General features: G+C 59.2%; 17 protein-coding genes. 9 read left to right on the forward strand and 8 right to left on the reverse strand.

The genetic code is table 11. The features are described from left to right. Positions 1-19: 19 nt before the first annotated feature. Entirely contained in the window at positions 20-1213 is a 1194-nt protein-coding gene (locus BM035_RS12740; protein WP_092032241.1) for a cation:proton antiporter, read from the reverse strand. A gap of 3 nt (positions 1214-1216) precedes the next feature. Next, positions 1217-1699 carry a Cys-tRNA(Pro) deacylase gene (gene ybaK / locus BM035_RS12745; RefSeq protein WP_008176781.1) on the reverse strand — a complete coding sequence of 161 codons (483 nt, stop codon included), beginning with the start codon at positions 1697-1699 and terminating at the stop codon, positions 1217-1219. A 222-nt stretch (positions 1700-1921) separates the two neighbouring features. On the opposite strand from ybaK, the gene BM035_RS12750 reads away from it, so the two are divergent. Together BM035_RS12750 and BM035_RS12755 are read left to right on the forward strand one after the other, a co-directional pair. Further along, positions 1922-3109 (forward strand): sensor domain-containing diguanylate cyclase, encoded by a 1188-nt coding sequence (locus tag BM035_RS12750; RefSeq protein WP_175497392.1) that lies wholly within the window; start codon positions 1922-1924, stop codon positions 3107-3109. Positions 3110-3233: 124 nt separating this feature from the next. Then, positions 3234-4520: a serine hydrolase domain-containing protein gene (locus BM035_RS12755; RefSeq protein WP_053113496.1), complete on the forward strand. Its 1287-nt coding sequence runs from the start codon at positions 3234-3236 to the stop codon at positions 4518-4520. Between the two features lie 10 nt (positions 4521-4530). On the opposite strand, the gene BM035_RS12760 is transcribed toward BM035_RS12755, so the two are convergent. Continuing rightward, on the reverse strand, positions 4531-4875 hold the full coding sequence (locus tag BM035_RS12760; protein WP_008176786.1) for a hypothetical protein: 345 nt from the start codon (positions 4873-4875) through the stop codon (positions 4531-4533). Between the two features lie 196 nt (positions 4876-5071). Between BM035_RS12760 and BM035_RS12765 the strand changes: the two genes are divergently transcribed. Beyond that, entirely contained in the window at positions 5072-5323 is a 252-nt protein-coding gene (locus BM035_RS12765) for a hypothetical protein (protein WP_008176788.1), read from the forward strand. Here the strand turns inward: BM035_RS12765 and BM035_RS12770 are convergent. Beyond that, positions 5320-6390 carry a hypothetical protein gene (locus tag BM035_RS12770; protein ID WP_008176790.1) on the reverse strand — a complete coding sequence of 357 codons (1071 nt, stop codon included), beginning with the start codon at positions 6388-6390 and terminating at the stop codon, positions 5320-5322. The two genes, BM035_RS12765 and BM035_RS12770, sit on opposite strands and share 4 nt — an antisense overlap. Positions 6391-6592: 202 nt before the next feature. On the opposite strand from BM035_RS12770, the gene BM035_RS12775 reads away from it, so the two are divergent. The 3 genes from BM035_RS12775 to BM035_RS12785 are packed head-to-tail and all read left to right on the forward strand — an operon-like array spanning position 6593 to position 11069. Beyond that, positions 6593-10051 carry a response regulator gene (locus tag BM035_RS12775; RefSeq protein ID WP_254775496.1) on the forward strand — a complete coding sequence of 1153 codons (3459 nt, stop codon included), beginning with the start codon at positions 6593-6595 and terminating at the stop codon, positions 10049-10051. A gap of 32 nt (positions 10052-10083) precedes the next feature. Continuing rightward, entirely contained in the window at positions 10084-10641 is a 558-nt protein-coding gene (locus BM035_RS12780; protein WP_092032246.1) for a hypothetical protein, read from the forward strand. Positions 10642-10655: 14 nt separating this feature from the next. Continuing rightward, positions 10656-11069, forward strand: a complete 414-nt coding sequence (locus tag BM035_RS12785) for a response regulator (RefSeq protein ID WP_008176796.1) — start codon at positions 10656-10658, stop codon at positions 11067-11069. A 25-nt stretch (positions 11070-11094) separates the two neighbouring features. Here the strand turns inward: BM035_RS12785 and BM035_RS12790 are convergent, their stop codons facing one another. Beyond that, a complete protein-coding gene (locus tag BM035_RS12790) occupies positions 11095-11367 on the reverse strand; it encodes a hypothetical protein (RefSeq protein ID WP_041645887.1) in 273 nt (90 codons plus the stop codon). Positions 11368-11913: 546 nt separating this feature from the next. Here BM035_RS12790 and BM035_RS12795 point away from each other — a divergent pair. After that, complete coding sequence (locus tag BM035_RS12795) at positions 11914-12153, forward strand: hypothetical protein (protein ID WP_008176800.1); 240 nt, start codon at positions 11914-11916, stop codon at positions 12151-12153. 15 nt (positions 12154-12168) lie between these two features. Here the strand turns inward: BM035_RS12795 and BM035_RS12800 are convergent, their stop codons facing one another. Then, complete coding sequence (locus tag BM035_RS12800) at positions 12169-12702, reverse strand: 3'-5' exonuclease (RefSeq protein WP_039882176.1); 534 nt, start codon at positions 12700-12702, stop codon at positions 12169-12171. Between the two features lie 185 nt (positions 12703-12887). Here BM035_RS12800 and queC point away from each other — a divergent pair, with 185 nt between their 5' ends. Beyond that, positions 12888-13553: a 7-cyano-7-deazaguanine synthase QueC gene (gene queC, locus BM035_RS12805; RefSeq protein WP_008176806.1), complete on the forward strand. Its 666-nt coding sequence runs from the start codon at positions 12888-12890 to the stop codon at positions 13551-13553. Continuing rightward, positions 13553-14209 carry a 7-carboxy-7-deazaguanine synthase gene (gene queE / locus BM035_RS12810; RefSeq protein ID WP_008176809.1) on the forward strand — a complete coding sequence of 219 codons (657 nt, stop codon included), beginning with the start codon at positions 13553-13555 and terminating at the stop codon, positions 14207-14209. The genes queC and queE overlap by 1 nt, the downstream gene beginning before the upstream one ends. Here queE and BM035_RS12815 read toward each other — a convergent pair whose 3' ends face one another. After that, on the reverse strand, positions 14210-15277 hold the full coding sequence (locus BM035_RS12815) for an AraC family transcriptional regulator (RefSeq protein ID WP_092032249.1): 1068 nt from the start codon (positions 15275-15277) through the stop codon (positions 14210-14212). 156 nt (positions 15278-15433) lie between these two features. Then, positions 15434-16321 (reverse strand): alpha/beta fold hydrolase, encoded by an 888-nt coding sequence (locus tag BM035_RS12820; RefSeq protein WP_092032252.1) that lies wholly within the window; start codon positions 16319-16321, stop codon positions 15434-15436. Between the last annotated feature and the right edge of the window lie 11 nt (positions 16322-16332).

A 16332-nucleotide genomic window follows, 5' to 3' on the forward strand; every position in this document is an offset into this window, starting at 1 on the left:
ATGGCCGTGTACCGGGCGATCAGTCCTCGTCCGGTTCGTCCTGATAGCCTTTGCCGGTTTCGCCGGCTCGCCTGAGCTGAATCAGGGTGAGTGGCGGCCCCACCAGTTCAAAGATCACCGTTGCGCCAATGACCAGAGGCAGAATATACGTCAGTTCCGGCAGCCGTTCTGTGGCCAGCAGTGCCAGGCCCAGGGCAACGCCGGCTTGGGGCATGAGGCAGGCGCCGATCCGTTTCCGGGTATGAGATGCAGAACCGGCCAGATAGCCGCCGAACCGTCCGCCGGCCAACCTGCCGGCAATCCGGGCGGCAACATAGGCGAGGCCCAGTGCACCGAGGGTTGGCAGCATGGCCCACTCGAGTTGGTAGCCGGCCATGAAGAAGAACAGGGCCAGGAACGGCTCGGAAATCCCTTCAATTGAACGGAACGGGCGCACATGATGCCTTGCCCGGTTGGCGACCACGATGCCGAGGGTCATGCAGGTCAGCAGATAGGAGAGGCCAAGAAACGACGCGATGCCGGCGGCCACAAAGACAAACCCGGCGGACTCGAGCAACATCGGCTCCCCGGGCCGCAGCCGGCCCGTAAGCCAGGCCATAGGCAGACCCAGGACCGTGCCCAGCAGAACCGCCCCTCCGACATCCAAAAGACCGACTCCGAGGGTCGAAAGCCCGGTACCGCCTTCGCCCAGCAGCAGTTGTGCACCGACCAGGCAGATACTGAACAGGATGGCGCCCCAGGCATCATCAATGGCGACGACCTGGAACACCAGCCGGGTCAGCGGACCGTTCGCACCAGCTTCCTTCAACGTATCAAGTGTTGCTGCCGGTGCTGTTGCTGTTGCGATGGAACCCAGGAGCAGCGCAGCGGGTAGATTACGAGTAACAAGCCAGACTGCAACGGCAACAAATGCCGCCGTCACCAGAGTGACCGCGAGGCTCACAATCACGGCTTCCCGGCCTTCTGACAGGTTTTTCACTGCCATGCGCTCGCCCAGCAGGAAGCCGACCATGGCAAGCGTTAATTGGGTAATGAATCCGAAGTGATCGTCTGCACCTGCTGGCAGAAGATCCAGAAGTTCCGGCCCGGCAAGCGCCCCAAGCAATAGCAACAGGGTAACCCTGGGCACGTGTATGCGCTGGCCGATGCCGTGTGCGGCAAGAGCCAGCAGCAGGGTGCCGCCGATTAGTAGCAGATCCGTTGCGTGATTCACGGGCTACTCCTGGTGGGGGGTGGAATGTAGCGGAGCGAACGCGCCTTTGGTCAGGAGGGCCAGATCGCGGGGCGCAAGTTCAATCTCTAGCCCTCTGCGCCCCCCGCTGACAAATATGGTGTCGAAGTCCAATGCCGAGTCGTCAATAAAGGTTGTCAGCTGTTTTCTCTGGCCCAGGGGGCTGACACCACCCAGGACATAGCCGGTGGTGCGCTCGACCAACTGTTTGTCTGCCATCCCGGCTTTTTTCCCACCTGAGGCCCGGGCGATCAGTTTCATATTGAGCATGGTGGTCACCGGGACAATGGCAACCACCAGCTCCTTGCCGTCGATGGCCACAACCAGTGTTTTGAAGACCCGGGCGGGATCCACGCCGGTTTTCTCGGCGGCCTCGGTACCATAGCTCTCGCTGGCCGGGTCGTGGTCGTACTCATGGATGGTATGGGGTACAGAGGCTTTGCGCGCAGCGTTGATGCCAGGCGTCATGCTGGGCTCCTGAAAGACGGCAGAAACCGGGAATTAAAGCAGCTAAGCGGCATCACAACAACTGTCTGGCGTGGAGGCAAAACCCGATTCCCGGGTGGATTTTACCGGGCATGACATTTGACGCTCGACTTAAAGCGCCGTTATGACTATTTTTCGTACATTATAATTATTCAAACATCGATGGCGGTGTTCATGGAGCCTTCGTCGTCGAAATCTCAGGGAATGAAAAGCTTGAACGAAAACCGCACACCCCTGCGGCGCGCTGGCTGGGTTGCCGTGGTCTATCTGATCGCCGGCTTTGCCTGGATTGCGTTTTCCGACACTCTCGCGGAAGCATGGTTTCCCGATCCGAAAACCCTCTCCGTCATCCAGACCTGGAAAGGCTCTTTCTTTGTGCTGATAACCGGGGTGATTCTCTTTTCCGTGTTGCTCCGCCAACTCACCAAGGATCGGGCCCTGCTCAACCTCCAGCACCGACAACGGCAAGCACTCCGTGAGCGCGAGCGGCAGCTCCAGATCCTGATGGACAATCTCCCGGGCATGGCCTATCGCTGCCTGTATGATCCCGACTGGACGATGAAATTTGTCTCCCAGGGGTGTACCAAGTTGACTGGTTATGAACCGGACGAGTTGGTCAATAACCGCGTCACCAGCTATGCGGCGCTGGTCAGCGACGCTTCTAATCAGCAACTGTTCGAGCAAGTCAGAGTGGCCCTGGAAAAAGAAGAATCGTTTTCCCTGGAATACGAGGTCACCCGAAAAGACGGCAGTCGTATCTGGGTCTGGGAGCGGGGACGAGGCGTTCAGGAGGACGATGGCTCGCTCCACCTTGAAGGCATCATTCTGGACATTTCTGACCGCAAAGTGCTGGAGACAGAGCTTGAGCAAATGGCCACTCGGGATCCCCTGACCGGTCTTCTGAACAGGCGGGAAATGTCCCGGGTGCTGGATGAGGAGCTTCAGAGAGCCCGACGTTACCAGCGACCCATGGCGGTGCTCTGGGTGGATTTCGACCATTTCAAGGATGTGAATGACACCTACGGCCATGCTGCAGGTGACTCGGTTCTCAGAGCTATCAGCCGCCTGTTGCTGGGCAGCGTCCGCAGCGTCGATTCCATCGGTCGGTTTGGCGGAGAGGAGTTCGTGATTGTTTTGCCTGAAATGGATCTGGAGGAGGCCCAGGAAACGGCCGAGCGTTTGCGGCGCAAAGTGGCGGAAGAGCCGCAGCCGTTGGGGAATGGCGAGGCGGTGCCCCTGACCATCAGCGTGGGCGTTGCGGTCTACCCGGATCACGGGCAGACTGCTTCGACACTCTGCGCCGCCGCCGACAAAGCCATGTATCTGGCAAAGGACAGGGGCCGCAACTGTGTCGCCATGGCGCACCTGCACGACCAGGTCCATAATCAGTAGTGAGACTCGTGTCCCGGCAGGTGGAGGAGGTGACGTCCGCTTTGCCGCGGCCCGGCCAATGTGGCCCGGGCCGGTTCTGTTGAACATAGAAAAACAACAATCGTACTGAAAAAGGTTTGAGCCGATGAACCGACTTGCCCGCCGTGCCCTCCATAGCAGTCAGATTCCCGAGGATCTCGAATCCGTCACCTTTCGGGATGATGCCGGTGAAAATCCGGCAGCTGCCGGTGTCAGTCAGGAAACGGTTGATGCCCTGTGGCGCAGCGTCCAGAGCCTTTACCGGACCGGCGTGCACCCGGGTATCCAGATTTCCATCCGCCACAAGGGTGAGCAGGTTCTGCACCGGGCGATTGGCCATGCCAGTGGCAATGGCCCCCATGACCCGCGCGACGCCGCCAAGGTTCCGATGACGACTGATACCCCAATCTGCTACTTCTCCGCCTCCAAGGCGGTGACGGCATTGCTTATGCACATGCTGGCGGAACAGGGCCTGGTCAACCTGATGGATCCCGTCTCCTACTACTGCCCGGAGTTCGGGGTTAACGGGAAAAGGACCATCACCGTTCACCAGATTCTTTCTCACCGCGGGGGCATTCCTGCCATTCCACGGGAAACGCCGATTGATGTGCTGTGGGATAACGATGAAATCTGGCGTCTGCTCTGTGCTGCACGACCGGTGGAAGTGGACGGCGCCAAGGTGGCCTATCACGCCATCACCGGCGGTTTTGTCCTGCAGCGGGTATTGGAACGCGTCACGGGCGACACCATTGAAAAATACCTCGACAAGCATTTGCGTCGGCCCATGGGCATGAAATGGTTTACCTATGGCATTGCCCCGGAGCATCTCGATGAGCTGGCCTGCAATTACGCCACCGGACCAACGCCCCGTTTCCCCGTTTCCTGGGTTGTTAACCGCGCGCTGGGTGGCGATATCCGGACCGTCGAGCGGGTTACCAATGACCCGAGGTTCCAGGAAGCGGTGATTCCTGCGGGCAATCTGTGCGGCACCGCCGAGGAAATGGGCCGCTTCTTCCAGATGATGCTGAATGGCGGGCTCTGGAACGGCCGTCGTATCTGCAGCGAAATCACAATCCGCCGGGCCATTCAACAGTTCGGTTCGCTACAGATAGACCGCACCATGATGATACCCATGCGCTTCAGTGCCGGCATGATGCTGGGTGGCAATCCGGTGGGCCTCTGGGGTCAGAACAGCCGGTTTGCTTTCGGTCACGTCGGTCTGATCAACAAGCTGTGTTGGGCGGATGCGGCCCGTGATATTTCGGTCAGTCTGCTGAACACCGGCATCCCGATCGTCGGTCATCACCTGCCGGCACTGGCAAAGTTCGTCTATACCGTGGGCAATCGTTTTCCGCTCATACCCGAGCACCGGCGACCGCTGATCGCCGCCTGAGGCAAAGGGTTCAGAGCGTCCTGAGCTGGGCTTCGAGTATGCCCAGCACGGAGGACAGAATGTCCCTGAAATCCGTCAGGGTCTGGGTGCGCTGGATGACGTCTTCCCGGTTTTCATCAAGTCGCTCAAGCTTGGGCACAACCCGGCGTATGCCTTCTGTAATTACCTCATAGGGGTAGTGGTGGTCCTGGATACTGAGCTTGTTTATCTCGGCCACTTCCTGGCTGAAGATGCTGATGATGTCGTACAGCATGTCCTTGTGGTGAATGCTGCTGGCTTCCCAGTAGGCATCGTCCAGCAGTTCCAGTAGCGACAGATATTCACGGAGGGTATCCGCCACGGATGTCTGGGTCATGGGAGCTCCTGTCGGTGGGCAATGTCGTCTCTACAGGGAACTATAGCAGGGGTTCTGTCGTCTGGATGACAGGTGGTCCGGCAGAGCTGAAAATAAAAATGAAACTCTATTCATTTTAATTGCACTATGTCGGACAGTTGTGCAGACTTGCGTGATGGGAAAAGGATCTATCACGACTCATTGGACGAGAAGCCGAATGGACAAGCCCACACCCCCCAGTAACCAGCCCGCCTCCCGCGAGGTCAAGCTGGACCATCACGACAGCGTTCGCAATCATGTGCACCAGCAGGTGCGCTCTGAAGTTGAACGGCTGGAGCGCCGAATAGAAACCCTGCGTCTTGTCAAAGCACCCCACGCGGCCATCATGATCTCCACCTATGAACGCATGATCGACCGCAAGAAAGGCTTCCTGCAGAACTGGGACCTCAGGGATGGCGGCGCCGGCTAGCGGCCGGCGACAGGCACTGTTGTCCAGCTGGTAATCGCGTCGGCATCTTCCTGGTAGGTGCAATTGGCCGGATTCGGAATGGTGTCCTGCCCGTCGGTTGAGTCAGGGTCGTCAATGCGCGCTGGCTCGCCGTTCGAGGCAAAAATCCTCACCAGATCCATGTTGTAATCCAGCTCGACTCTCAGGCAGTCCGGGCTGTTGTCTCCCAGGCCATAACCTGGATAGCGATCGAGTGTGATCACCTCGGATTCGTCATTCTTTATAAACAGCGTGTCGGTGTTTTCGTCAATGAAATCCTGGCGCAGTTCAATGCTGCCATGGTTCCGACTCAGGTAGTCCGCGGTTGCAAACTCGGTGGGGCTGTAGCCCAGTGTCATGAAACTGTTGGCATCAAACCGGCTGCCTGCCAGCACGCTGACCAGTTCCGGCTGGGCCGCCTGCTCCTCTTCTTCAACACTGCGGCTGACATACTGGATCGTGCGATATACCTTGTTGTCGAGGTCCGAGCCTTCCGGGCCATCCGGCAGGTAACGCCAGTCGAGCGTCGGGTAGATCCAGAGCTGGTCGTTCAGCGGCAGATTGGCAATCACCGCCGACTGGTCTGTGAACCGGATCTGCGCGCCGTTGCCCCGGCTGTTGTAGGTGCCTGCGACACCATCTGCAATCCTCTGGCTGATGTATCGTTTGCCTTCCTGGAAATTGGTGACTTCGCCGGAGGCCAGCACCTGGTTCATCAGGTCCAGCGGGTTGCGCACGCTGTCATAGCTGGTGCCGGCGTCCGTTGGCGTGGCGCGGATGAAAACCTCGATGTGGCTGCGTATTTCCCCGGTGGTTTGCAGGTCGTCGGAATCGTCTGCTGCCGGCTGGATGCCCCGGTAAAAGTCCCAGAAACGGGTATTGCCGAGGTTGTCCGGTGCCACCTCCGTGTTTTCCAGGTTGAAGCTCGAGAACGTCAGATCCACATTGGTCGCCGGATTGAACGCGGAAGGTCCGGTATCCTCAAGTCCGCAGCCACTCAGGACAAGTGTGGTCATGGAAACAGCGGCGAAAATGCAGGAATGTCTCATTTCAGATGGCCCCGGGATGCGAAAAACGGTGTAAACGGCTAAAGTGAGTCACCGGGACGGTATAGCCCCGGCGTGGCTACTGACAGTAAAACAAAAAACCGGTATCTACCCTCGCGGAGATCACATTTTGCGGCAACGGCTTGAATTGGCGCTTCCAGCGGTGACGTCTTTGGTAGCGGTCCTGCTGTTCCTGGTCACGGCCATGATGCCGGCGTCGGCCAGTGCGGCCGGGCCCTGCCATGATGGCGAGATTGTACTGGACGGCGGTATCGAGAGTATCCGTGATCTGGGTGGCTGCATCTGGTATCTCGAGGACCCGGGGCAGGAACTGACCCTCGATGAGGTTCGCGCTCTCGAATCGGGTGCCTTTACCCGCCACGAAGGCGGCGTGTTGAACTTCGGCTACACGGAATCCGCATACTGGGTGCGCCTGGATCTCCGCTCCGCGGGCAATCCGGACCAGAACGGATGGATCCTTGAGCTTGCCCTGCCTCTGGTGGATGAAGTCACCCTGTTCATGGTCCGCGACGGGGATCTGGTCGATCAGCGACAGGCGGGTTATGAGGACAACTGGGTGGAACGGGACCTGGCTGTCCCCAACCCGACATTCCGCCTTTCACTGGCACCGGATTCCCTGAGCCACGTCTACTTGCGGGTGGTCAACACCAATACTTTCCGTCTGCCGATCAGCCTCTGGCATCCGGACAGCTACATCGAAAAAGTCTCGGTGGATGAGCTGGTGCGGGGCATCCTGCTTGGTTCGGTGCTGGCCATTCTTGCCTACAACCTGTTCGTCGCGGTCTCGGTTCGCGAGCGGAGCAACATCTATTACGTGCTCTACCTGGTCTTTGCGGCCATCTTTATCTTCACCGAACAGGTTCACGGTATCCAGCTTCTCGACAGCCGGCCCGCTCTGTTCGACAAGCAGTTCCTGCACTTCCAGATCATTCTGACCTGGTTCTGGGGCCTGCTGATGGCAAGGTCGCTGCTTGAAACCCGGGAACGGTCGGCCGATCTTGATCAGGTCATCCGCCTGTGCCTGTATTCGGTGGTTGCCACTTTCGTGCTGTCGCTGTTCCTGCCCTACCACGTGGCCATGGAATGGATTGTGGTTGGCTCCATTCTGCTGAGCCTGATTTTGATCGTGGTCAGTTACCTGTCCTGGCGCTATTACAATCCGGCGGCCCGTTCCTATTTTTTCGCCTGGACACTGGCGCTGGTGGGCTTCGGTATCTATGCCCTGACGGTGATGGGCATACTGCCATTGAACACCTTCACCGCTTACTCACCCCAGTTTGGTCTGACCGCGCAGATTATCCTGTTTTCTTTTGCCCTCGCAGACAGGATCAAGCAGGTCCAGGGCGAGGCCCTGGGCTGGAGCCAGCGGGCGTTGTCGAACCTTCAGCGTTACCAGTCGCTGTTCGATAACGCCATCGAGGGCGTGTTCCAGATGTCGCCGGACCGGCGATTTGTCACGGCCAATCCCGCCATGGCGCGCCTGCTGGGCTATAACAGCAGCCGCGAGTTGCTCAAGCGGAACCCGGACGTACTGGAAACCTGCATCGCCGACGAGCGGTTGCGGCGGCTGGTGATCGAGCAGCTGGAGGCCCGGGGCACGGTCAAGGGCATTGAGGCCCGATACCTTACCCGGGACGGTGACGAGCGCTGGGCGACCATCTCACTGCATACGGTGTATGACACCGAGGGTGAGCCGACCCATCTGGAAGGCACCTGCATCGACGCCACCGAAAGTCACAATCGCTTGAGGATCGAGAGGGAGCGCGAGCAGGAGCGTCTCGAGAAGGAGCTTGCCCGCAATTCCGCGGAGGCGAAAAGCCAGTTCCTGGCCAATATGAGCCATGAGATCCGCACACCGCTGGCAGCCATCATCGGTTACGGAGAAACGCTGCTTGATCCGGATCTCAGTGAACCGGAGAAAAGAAGCAGTGCCGAGACGGTGGTGCGCAGCGGCCGACATCTGCTGGACCTGGTCAACGACATCCTCGACCACTCGAAAATCGACGCCAACAAACTGGATGTGGACATCGTATCGGTCAATCTGCCGGAACTTCTTGACGAGATTCGCGCCTTCTTCGCGCCAAGAGCCCGGGAAAAAGGACTGGATTTCAGCATCATCTGCGAATACCCGTTGCCGGAGCAGGTGCGCACTGACCCCACCCGACTGCGCCAGATCATTATCAACCTGTGTGGTAATGCCCTTAAATTTACCGATAAGGGGTCCATTTCCCTGGTGGTCCGTTGTGATCGCGATCAGGAATTGCTCGTGGCCCGGGTCGTGGATACCGGCATTGGCATGAAGCCGGAGCAATTGGGGCGGCTGTTCGATCCCTTTGCCCAGGGCAGCGCCGCCATTTCCAGGCAATATGGTGGCACCGGCCTCGGGCTCAGCATTTCCCGGCGTCTGGCGGAAATGCTTGGCGGCAGTATCCGGGTGAACAGCACCTATGGCGAGGGCAGCGAGTTTGAGCTTTCGATCCGGACCGGGCCACTGGATGAGGTGCATTTCCTGCGCGACGCCTCGGAGCTGAGCCAGCGCCGCCGGACCATCCCCATGGTTGTCGCGCCGCGATTGTCAGGGCGTATCCTGTGTGCCGAGGACAACGAGGTGAACCGGCGGCTTGTTTCCCTGTTGGTGTCTCGAACCGGAGCCGAGCTTGTCCATGTGAGCAACGGAGCGGAAGCCCTGGAAATGGCGATTCGCGAACCCTTTGATCTGATCCTGATGGACATACAGATGCCGGTGATGAACGGCCGTGACGCCACGGCGGCACTTCGCGAAGCCGGGGTGAATACGCCGGTCATCGCGCTCACCGCCAATGTGATGTCCGAGGACATTGCCGATTATCGCCTGGCCGGCTGCAATGAACACCTGGCGAAGCCCATCGACAAGCAGCGCTTCTATGAAACACTGGGACGATACCTTTCGGTGACGCCGGCCTCCGCTAATGAACGAACCTCACGCTATCAGGGCAAGGTGCTGGTTGCCGAAGACAACACCGAAAACCGGCAGCTGGTAGAGCGTATGCTGCGCCGGGAAGGTCTGGACGTCGTGGCAGTGACCGGCGGCGAGGACGCGGTTCGGACTGCATTGTCCGATACGGTTCATCTGGTGCTGATGGACCGTCACATGCCGGGAATGGATGGTGTTGATGCCACCAGGTTGCTGCGCCAGGCCGGGTTCCGCCGGCCGGTGATTGCCTTTACAGCCGGCGATCAGCAGGAAACCGATGCATTGCTTGAGGCCGGTTGTGACGGCGTGCTGAACAAGCCCATTGATCAGTCCCACCTGACGGCCCTGCTGGATCGGCTGCTGGGCACGGGCCCCGTTTTCGCCGCGGATACCGGCGAAGACGCTGAAATTGCCCACCTGGTGGCACAGTTTCTTGATGGGCTTGCCGCGCGGCGGACCCGAATGGATGCCGCGCTGGCGGACGCAGATCGTGAAGCAATGAAAACCGAAGCCCACCAGATCAAGGGCACGGCGGGTGCCATGGGCTATCCGCTGATGACCCGACAGGCGGGTATACTGGAAGAGCTGCTGAAAGTCACTGAGCCGGACTGGGAACGTGTTCGCAGCGAACTGAAGGAACTCGGTGAAATGATAGACCGTGCCCTCGCCGCTGCGAAAACGCCAGGCTGACGTGTGTGAGTATGACCAACAGGAAGAACCCGATGAGTGAGCTGCCGGAACGCCGAGAACACCATTCCCTGAGCATGATGTATGGTACCTATGCCGACATCCTGTTTGTGTTGTTTCCCTTTCTGATTATCGGTATGCAACGGTTGTGGGAAGGCCGGCTTTACGAAACCCTGCTGCGACCGGACCTGAGCATCGCCGCCGCTATCCTTGCCGGTCTGGCTATCGGCAAGTTCGTGCTCGGTCTCGTGACCAACCGGGAGCTCGGGCGCTACAAGGAGCGCATTGTTTTCTTCATCGCCCTGACGCTTTTCGTGGTGCTGGGGCCGGCAATCATTCTGATCCTGAGTATACTGGGAAGCGCGGATGTACCCGGTTTTGTAACCTTTGTTCAGCCGATCCTTCTGATTATTGCGATATCCCTCTACACAACCGCTGTGAGCATCAGCAATATACTGACAAGGTTTGGCATGGAGGACGGGACGACGGCCAATCCGGAGACCTCGTCACGCTCTGACTACAGTGACATGAGCGAGCCCCGACCAGCGCCGCTGGACCTGCCACGGCGCACAGGCAACGACCCGACAGTTTGAGAGGAGCAACCCACATGACGGATCTGAAAGTGCTGGTAGTGGAAGATGAGCCTGTGATGCGAGAGCGGCTCGTGGATATGCTCTACAACGCTGGCGCAACCAAAGTGATCGAGTGTATTGACGCAGCTTCCGCCAGGACGGCTTTCAAAGCCGGGGAATTTCACATCATCCTGCTGGATCTGGGGTTGCCGGACGGCGATGGGCACGAACTGATGCTGGAATTCAAGGACGCCCGTGAGGAACAGCACATTGTGCTGGTGACGGCGGACGATTCGATCGAGAGTATTCAGCGTGCGATCAGTGCCGGCGCTAACGGCTACGTGGTCAAGCCTTATTCCCAGGAAAAAATACACGATGTGGTCAACAATTACGCCATGGTTCACGGCGGCGATATGGCGATGATGCAGGGTCTGAACCGGCGCCACTGACCGGTTCAGACACGCGGCTTCTGAATCAGGCGACCTGCCGGGCAATCCAGGAATTGTAACGGGTCGCCAATGCTCTGACGTACCTTGCCTCGGCGTCGTTCATATTGCCCAGGACGCCCTTGAAGATCCAGCCCCGCTCATACACTCCCAGCACCCGCTGTTCGTCATCCAGATTGACGCGCTGATTAAGTTTTTTGCAGATGGCATCCAGCAGCGGCAGCTTCTCCGGACGCTTGATCGGGCCCTGGCGATTGTTCATGGGCTGGTTTGCTGCGCGAGTTGTCGGATGTCTTTTCATGATGTTCTCCTTGTCGTTTTGCGGCTGCAAAAACAAAACCCCGGTGCCTGAAGCGACCGGGGTTTCGCGGAGAAGCTGACCCGGTCGCTACATAGGCTCCCGGGACTGACCGAAAGCCGTTAGATGTCTTTCACCATCGCGCGGACAGACTGCCCTGCATGGCAACCTGCTGCTGTGTAAGCGCTGAACTGTGGAATCATTCTGGTCATACCGGCTCTTATGTTTCGGTTCGACTACCAGTGTATAGGCTAATGGGCCGTTTGCAATAGCCCGGCTTCTTCGGCAAACCCCTACAGACGGCCTCCAGGGGCGCTTGGCATAATTCTTTCCGTCACGTGTTTTACGTTGTGCAATCCCGACTGCCTGCCGCGCCAGGCAGTCGATGGATCTCTCCTTTCTACGCAGCCTCTATGGCTGCGTTTTTTTTGGGTAGTGGAATCTTCGTAGCCATTACTTCTTACAGATTTTGCGGCCTGTCCCGGCGATAATTCGCACACTAATAGTCGATTAATCGCCATCAACAGACAGAGGTTGAAACCTAGCAAAATGTCCGACGAAGCCGGATCTGCCAGTAAAAAGTTCCGTTCCCACGCATTGATTGAACTCGCCCTGATTATTGCACTTGGTCTTTACCTGCTGGTCGCGCAGGAGCAGGTCGTGGGTGAGAATCTGGTGTTTACCGTGACCGGAGCCGCGCTCATGGCCCTGGTGACCTACTGGACGCTGAATACCCTTCGGGATGGTCTCGAGGTCATCGCACTGCGTGTCCGTCACGCCAGGCACTGATCAACCGGGAATGCGTCAGGCCTGCCGGGTTTGACCCGTTAACGGCGCCAGTTCGTCCTGATTCGGCGCAATCCGTTCCCAGGTCTTGTGGAGAATCAGGGCATCGTTTGCGGCCCGATGCACAGGCAGGCCAAGCTCTGTAATCACCTGTTGGCGAAGTGCTGACCATTCGCGCACCTGCCTCGTGTCCAACAGCGCTGAAATGGATTCAAGCTGAAACGTTGGCGTCATGCGGGCGGCCTTGAACAAACGGTGCAGCCAGAAACTGTCGAAGGTCCAGGCATCGCAAAACACCTGTTCCGGCAGCAGTTCGTTGAGGGCACTGGCGACTTCGCTCACCGCAATACCATCCGCTTCCAGGGTCTCGCGGGAAATGCCGTGAATCTGCTCAGCGCTTTGTGACCAGTCCTGCCACAGCACGTGGGGGCTGATCAGCCAGCTGTGGAGAGTGCCATCCGGCATGCAGATTCCCACCTCAATGGGGTAGCTCGCGATCAGATCAAGGCTTGATGCCTCGAAATCGATGAATGCCGGCTGGATAGTGGTCATGGAGTCAGTGTAGCTGATGAGTTGTTTTTCGCTGAGTTTACCCGCCCCGCAAGCGAGACGCGAACCCAACCTGTTCCTGCACTGTTACAATATGTCCATTCATTGTAAAAGCCCGATGACAGCAACAGGCCTCGGGCGCGACAGTAAACCAGCCAAATCCGAACCGCACCATACGGGGAGCCCGAATGACAGACACCGTAGTCGTTATCTATTCCGGAGGCATGGACTCCTACACCCTGCTGCATCTGGCCCGGGAGCGCGGCTACCAGGTTCATGCCCTGTCCTTCAACTACGGGCAGCGCCATGTCCGGGAGCTTGAGTGCGCGCGTTCGGTCTGTGAAGCGCTGGGTGTACCCCACAAGGTGATCGATATCCGCGCCATGAGTGAGGTGATGGCCGGCTCATCGCTGACCTCGGATATCGATGTGCCGGAAGGCCACTATGAAGAAGACAGCATGAAAGCGACCGTGGTGCCTAACCGAAACATGATTCTCCTGTCCCTGGCGACCGGTTACGCCGTGACCGCAGGTGCTGGCGCCGTCTGGTACGGAGCTCATGGTGGCGACCACGCTATCTACCCGGACTGTCGCCCGGAGTTTGTGGATAAAATGGACGCGGTCTGCCGCGTGGCCAACTACGAGCCGGTCGGCATTGAGGCGCCTTTCATGACCATGGACAAGGGTCAGATCCTGGCTGAAGGCCTGCGCCTGGGACTGGACTATGCACAGACCTGGACCTGCTACAACGGCCGGGAGCGGGCTTGTGGACGCTGTGGCTCCTGTGTTGAACGACTGGAAGCCTTCGCTGCCAATGGTGTCAAAGATCCCCTGGACTACGAGGCGGCAAGCTGATGTATCGGGTCAAGGAAGCCTTCTACACTTTGCAGGGTGAAGGTGCCCAGGCCGGGCGTGCTGCCGTGTTCTGTCGTTTCAGCAAGTGCAACCTCTGGACCGGTCGCGAGAAGGACCGCGCCACTGCCGTGTGCAATTTCTGTGATACCGATTTTGTCGGTACTGATGGCCAGAATGGCGGTCGCTTTGAAACCCCGGAGGAACTGGCCCGTCACATACGCAATCTTTGGCCGGAGGCACCCGGCAAGCCCTACGTGGTCTGCACCGGTGGCGAGCCCCTGCTGCAGCTGGATGCTCCCCTGATCGAGGCTCTGCACCGGGAAGGGTTCGAGGTAGGGGTAGAGACCAACGGTACCCTGCCCGCGCCCGAAGGCATCGACTGGCTCTGCGTCAGTCCGAAAGCCGATGCCCCGGTGGTGCTTGAGGCCTGTGACGAGCTGAAGCTGGTCTATCCACAGCCCCTGGCGATGCCGGAGCGATTCCTGGGCATTCGCGCAAGCCATTATTTCCTGTCGCCGATGGCCTCTCCCTCGATACCGGAAACGGCCGTGGATGAGATCAAACAAAGCAATACCCGACGCGCCACCGATTATTGTCTCGCGCATCCGCAGTGGCGCCTGACCCTGCAAATGCACAAGATCATCGGCATCGACTGATTACCCCGTGGCCAGTGCCCGCCTGGCGTTAATCAGCCCGGGGCCGGGCGGCGAAATTCGGTAATGGCTGGGGCTGCTGCCGGTCCAGCGCTTGAAAGCCCGGGTGAAATTCGCCGCGTCGGCGTAACCGAGGGCATCCGCAATCTGGCTCAGATTCATGGTGGTACTGCGGAGCAGATCCTGTGCCCGTTCCAGGCGGACCTGATCTACCAGCTGCTGGAAACTGGCGTCTTCTTCCTGCAGCCGCCGCTTGAGCGTTCTCTCGGACACAAACAGGGTGGCCGCTACCCTGGCCAGTTTTGGCGGGAAGGGGTGGCTGGTCTCGATCACCCGTCGGACGCGACAGGCAAATCCGGCGTCTTCGGTCAGCTGCCGCAGCGCCTCCTCGCACTGGGCTTTGGACGAGGCCGCCAGTTGATCATCGGTGAAGCGCACGGGCAGGCTCAGACGGCCAACCGGAATCACCAGGGCGTTCTCCGTGGCGCCGAATTCCACCGGCACCGGGATCTGTGAGCGGAAACGCTGGAAATAGGCCGGCTCCGTTCCCCGGCGAACAATCCGCAAACCGTCAATGACCGAGCCCGTCAACTGTGCCCCCATGGAAACGCAACCAAACAGCATGGCATCCATGATAAAGCCGTGCAGAGGCCCCAGGTCGATATCACAATTCACAACGTACCAGGCCAGGTTGCCGGTCTCCCGTTTGCAGACCCGAAGGTGAGGAACCCTTAGCGTCAGGTATCGGGTCATCAGCTCCATGGCATCGCCCAGGGTACGGCTGCTCATGACGGCCGTACCCAGGGCGCCGTGCAGGGGCAGCTTCAGCTCCCTGGCGAGCATGATACCGAGTCCCGGTTCGCCGCTCTCGATAATGGCCCGGGTGACGAATTCGCTGGCCTGGGTCTGGCTCACCCGCCGATCGGTGGATTGCAGGCGGACGGGGTCAAGACCGACCCGGAGGAGGAGGTCCTGTTCGTCAACACCGATGGTGTTCAGCAGTTCGGCCAGAAGATGCAGGTAGATGGCCGGCATGCCCAGGTCCTGTGCCGTTGAAACGGAGGCGCGCATGGGATTTCCTCGTCTGATTCTGTTCTTGTTATGTCGCAGAACGCTTGGTTTCGACGATTATGGCGCCTCGCGGCTCGTTGCCCCATGACTTCGGTGACGGAATAAATGGCCTGAAAGGCCAATCATCGGCCGATTGGCAGGAAGTATCCGGATCGATCACTGGCCATGACGGCGGACGAAGTGTTCCAGGGCTGCGGCAGATCGCCCGGGCGTTTCCAGCATCGGAAGATGCCCGACACCCCGGAACATGTGGATTTCTGCCTGAGGCGTGGCCGAGCTGAACCAGTCGACGCAGCGGGTCGGGGTAATCACGTCACGGTCGCCCCACTGAACCTGCAGTGGCGGTGTCTCGGGGCCCAGGTAGCGGGCCGGTGCCAGCGCGTCTGCCACCATGTCACTGAAGATATGCCGGAGGGCCTCGGTACGGCCCAGGAGGTCTGGTCCGAGAAGGCCGGCCATGGCAAGTCCGGAGACCGTGGGCTTGCCGGTGCCAACACTGTTGAACATGCGGTAGACGCCTTTCCAGTCCCGTGGAATCAGGATGCCATCCCGGTCAGGCTTCAGGGGGGCGTGAATGTCTACCTCTTCATGTTCGGGGATGCCGGCGCTGTTGAGCAACGTCACCGAGCGGGGCGCCGGATCCAGTGTGTGGGCCAGTATTGCGGCAATCGCGCCACCCATGGAGCTGCCGGCCAGATGGATGTTGTCGGTGTTAACGCCGGCAAGCCACTGAGCCAGTCGACGGGCCTGGGTTTCGTAGCGGTAGCAGGCCTCCGGCCGGTAATCACTCTCCCCGAATCCCGGCAGATCCGGCGCCAGAAGATGCCAGTGTCTTGGCAGTCTTTGCAGCCACAGCCCCCAGTTTTCCTTCATGGCGGCAAAGCCATGAATCAGGACGATCGTCGGGCGGCCGACACCTGGTGATCCCCGTTCCAGGAAAACCATCTTGTGGCCATCGACCATGGTTTCACGGCGGCGGGCCTGGAGAAGAAATCGTTGTCCCGTGCGGGCAGCGGGCCAGAAGTTGGGGGCAGGAATTCTCATGGTTGTCAGCG

This window comes from Marinobacter sp. DSM 26671 (assembly GCF_900112835.1).
Taxonomy (GTDB): Bacteria; Pseudomonadota; Gammaproteobacteria; order Pseudomonadales; family Oleiphilaceae; genus Marinobacter; species Marinobacter flavimaris.

Coding starts and splice junctions, on each gene's coding strand:
- BM035_RS12820 (WP_092032252.1), bottom strand. CDS start 16,321: ATGAGAATTCCTGCCCCCAACTTCTGGCCCGCTGCCCGCACGGGACAA.
- ybaK (WP_008176781.1), bottom strand. CDS start 1,699: ATGACGCCTGGCATCAACGCTGCGCGCAAAGCCTCTGTACCCCATACC.
- BM035_RS12795 (WP_008176800.1), top strand. CDS start 11,914: ATGTCCGACGAAGCCGGATCTGCCAGTAAAAAGTTCCGTTCCCACGCA.
- BM035_RS12775 (WP_254775496.1), top strand. CDS start 6,593: ATGATGCCGGCGTCGGCCAGTGCGGCCGGGCCCTGCCATGATGGCGAG.
- BM035_RS12785 (WP_008176796.1), top strand. CDS start 10,656: ATGACGGATCTGAAAGTGCTGGTAGTGGAAGATGAGCCTGTGATGCGA.
- BM035_RS12755 (WP_053113496.1), top strand. CDS start 3,234: ATGAACCGACTTGCCCGCCGTGCCCTCCATAGCAGTCAGATTCCCGAG.
- BM035_RS12815 (WP_092032249.1), bottom strand. CDS start 15,277: ATGCGCGCCTCCGTTTCAACGGCACAGGACCTGGGCATGCCGGCCATC.
- BM035_RS12790 (WP_041645887.1), bottom strand. CDS start 11,367: ATGAAAAGACATCCGACAACTCGCGCAGCAAACCAGCCCATGAACAAT.
- queC (WP_008176806.1), top strand. CDS start 12,888: ATGACAGACACCGTAGTCGTTATCTATTCCGGAGGCATGGACTCCTAC.
- BM035_RS12760 (WP_008176786.1), bottom strand. CDS start 4,875: ATGACCCAGACATCCGTGGCGGATACCCTCCGTGAATATCTGTCGCTA.
- queE (WP_008176809.1), top strand. CDS start 13,553: ATGTATCGGGTCAAGGAAGCCTTCTACACTTTGCAGGGTGAAGGTGCC.
- BM035_RS12765 (WP_008176788.1), top strand. CDS start 5,072: ATGGACAAGCCCACACCCCCCAGTAACCAGCCCGCCTCCCGCGAGGTC.
- BM035_RS12770 (WP_008176790.1), bottom strand. CDS start 6,390: ATGAGACATTCCTGCATTTTCGCCGCTGTTTCCATGACCACACTTGTC.
- BM035_RS12780 (WP_092032246.1), top strand. CDS start 10,084: ATGAGTGAGCTGCCGGAACGCCGAGAACACCATTCCCTGAGCATGATG.
- BM035_RS12800 (WP_039882176.1), bottom strand. CDS start 12,702: ATGACCACTATCCAGCCGGCATTCATCGATTTCGAGGCATCAAGCCTT.
- BM035_RS12750 (WP_175497392.1), top strand. CDS start 1,922: ATGAAAAGCTTGAACGAAAACCGCACACCCCTGCGGCGCGCTGGCTGG.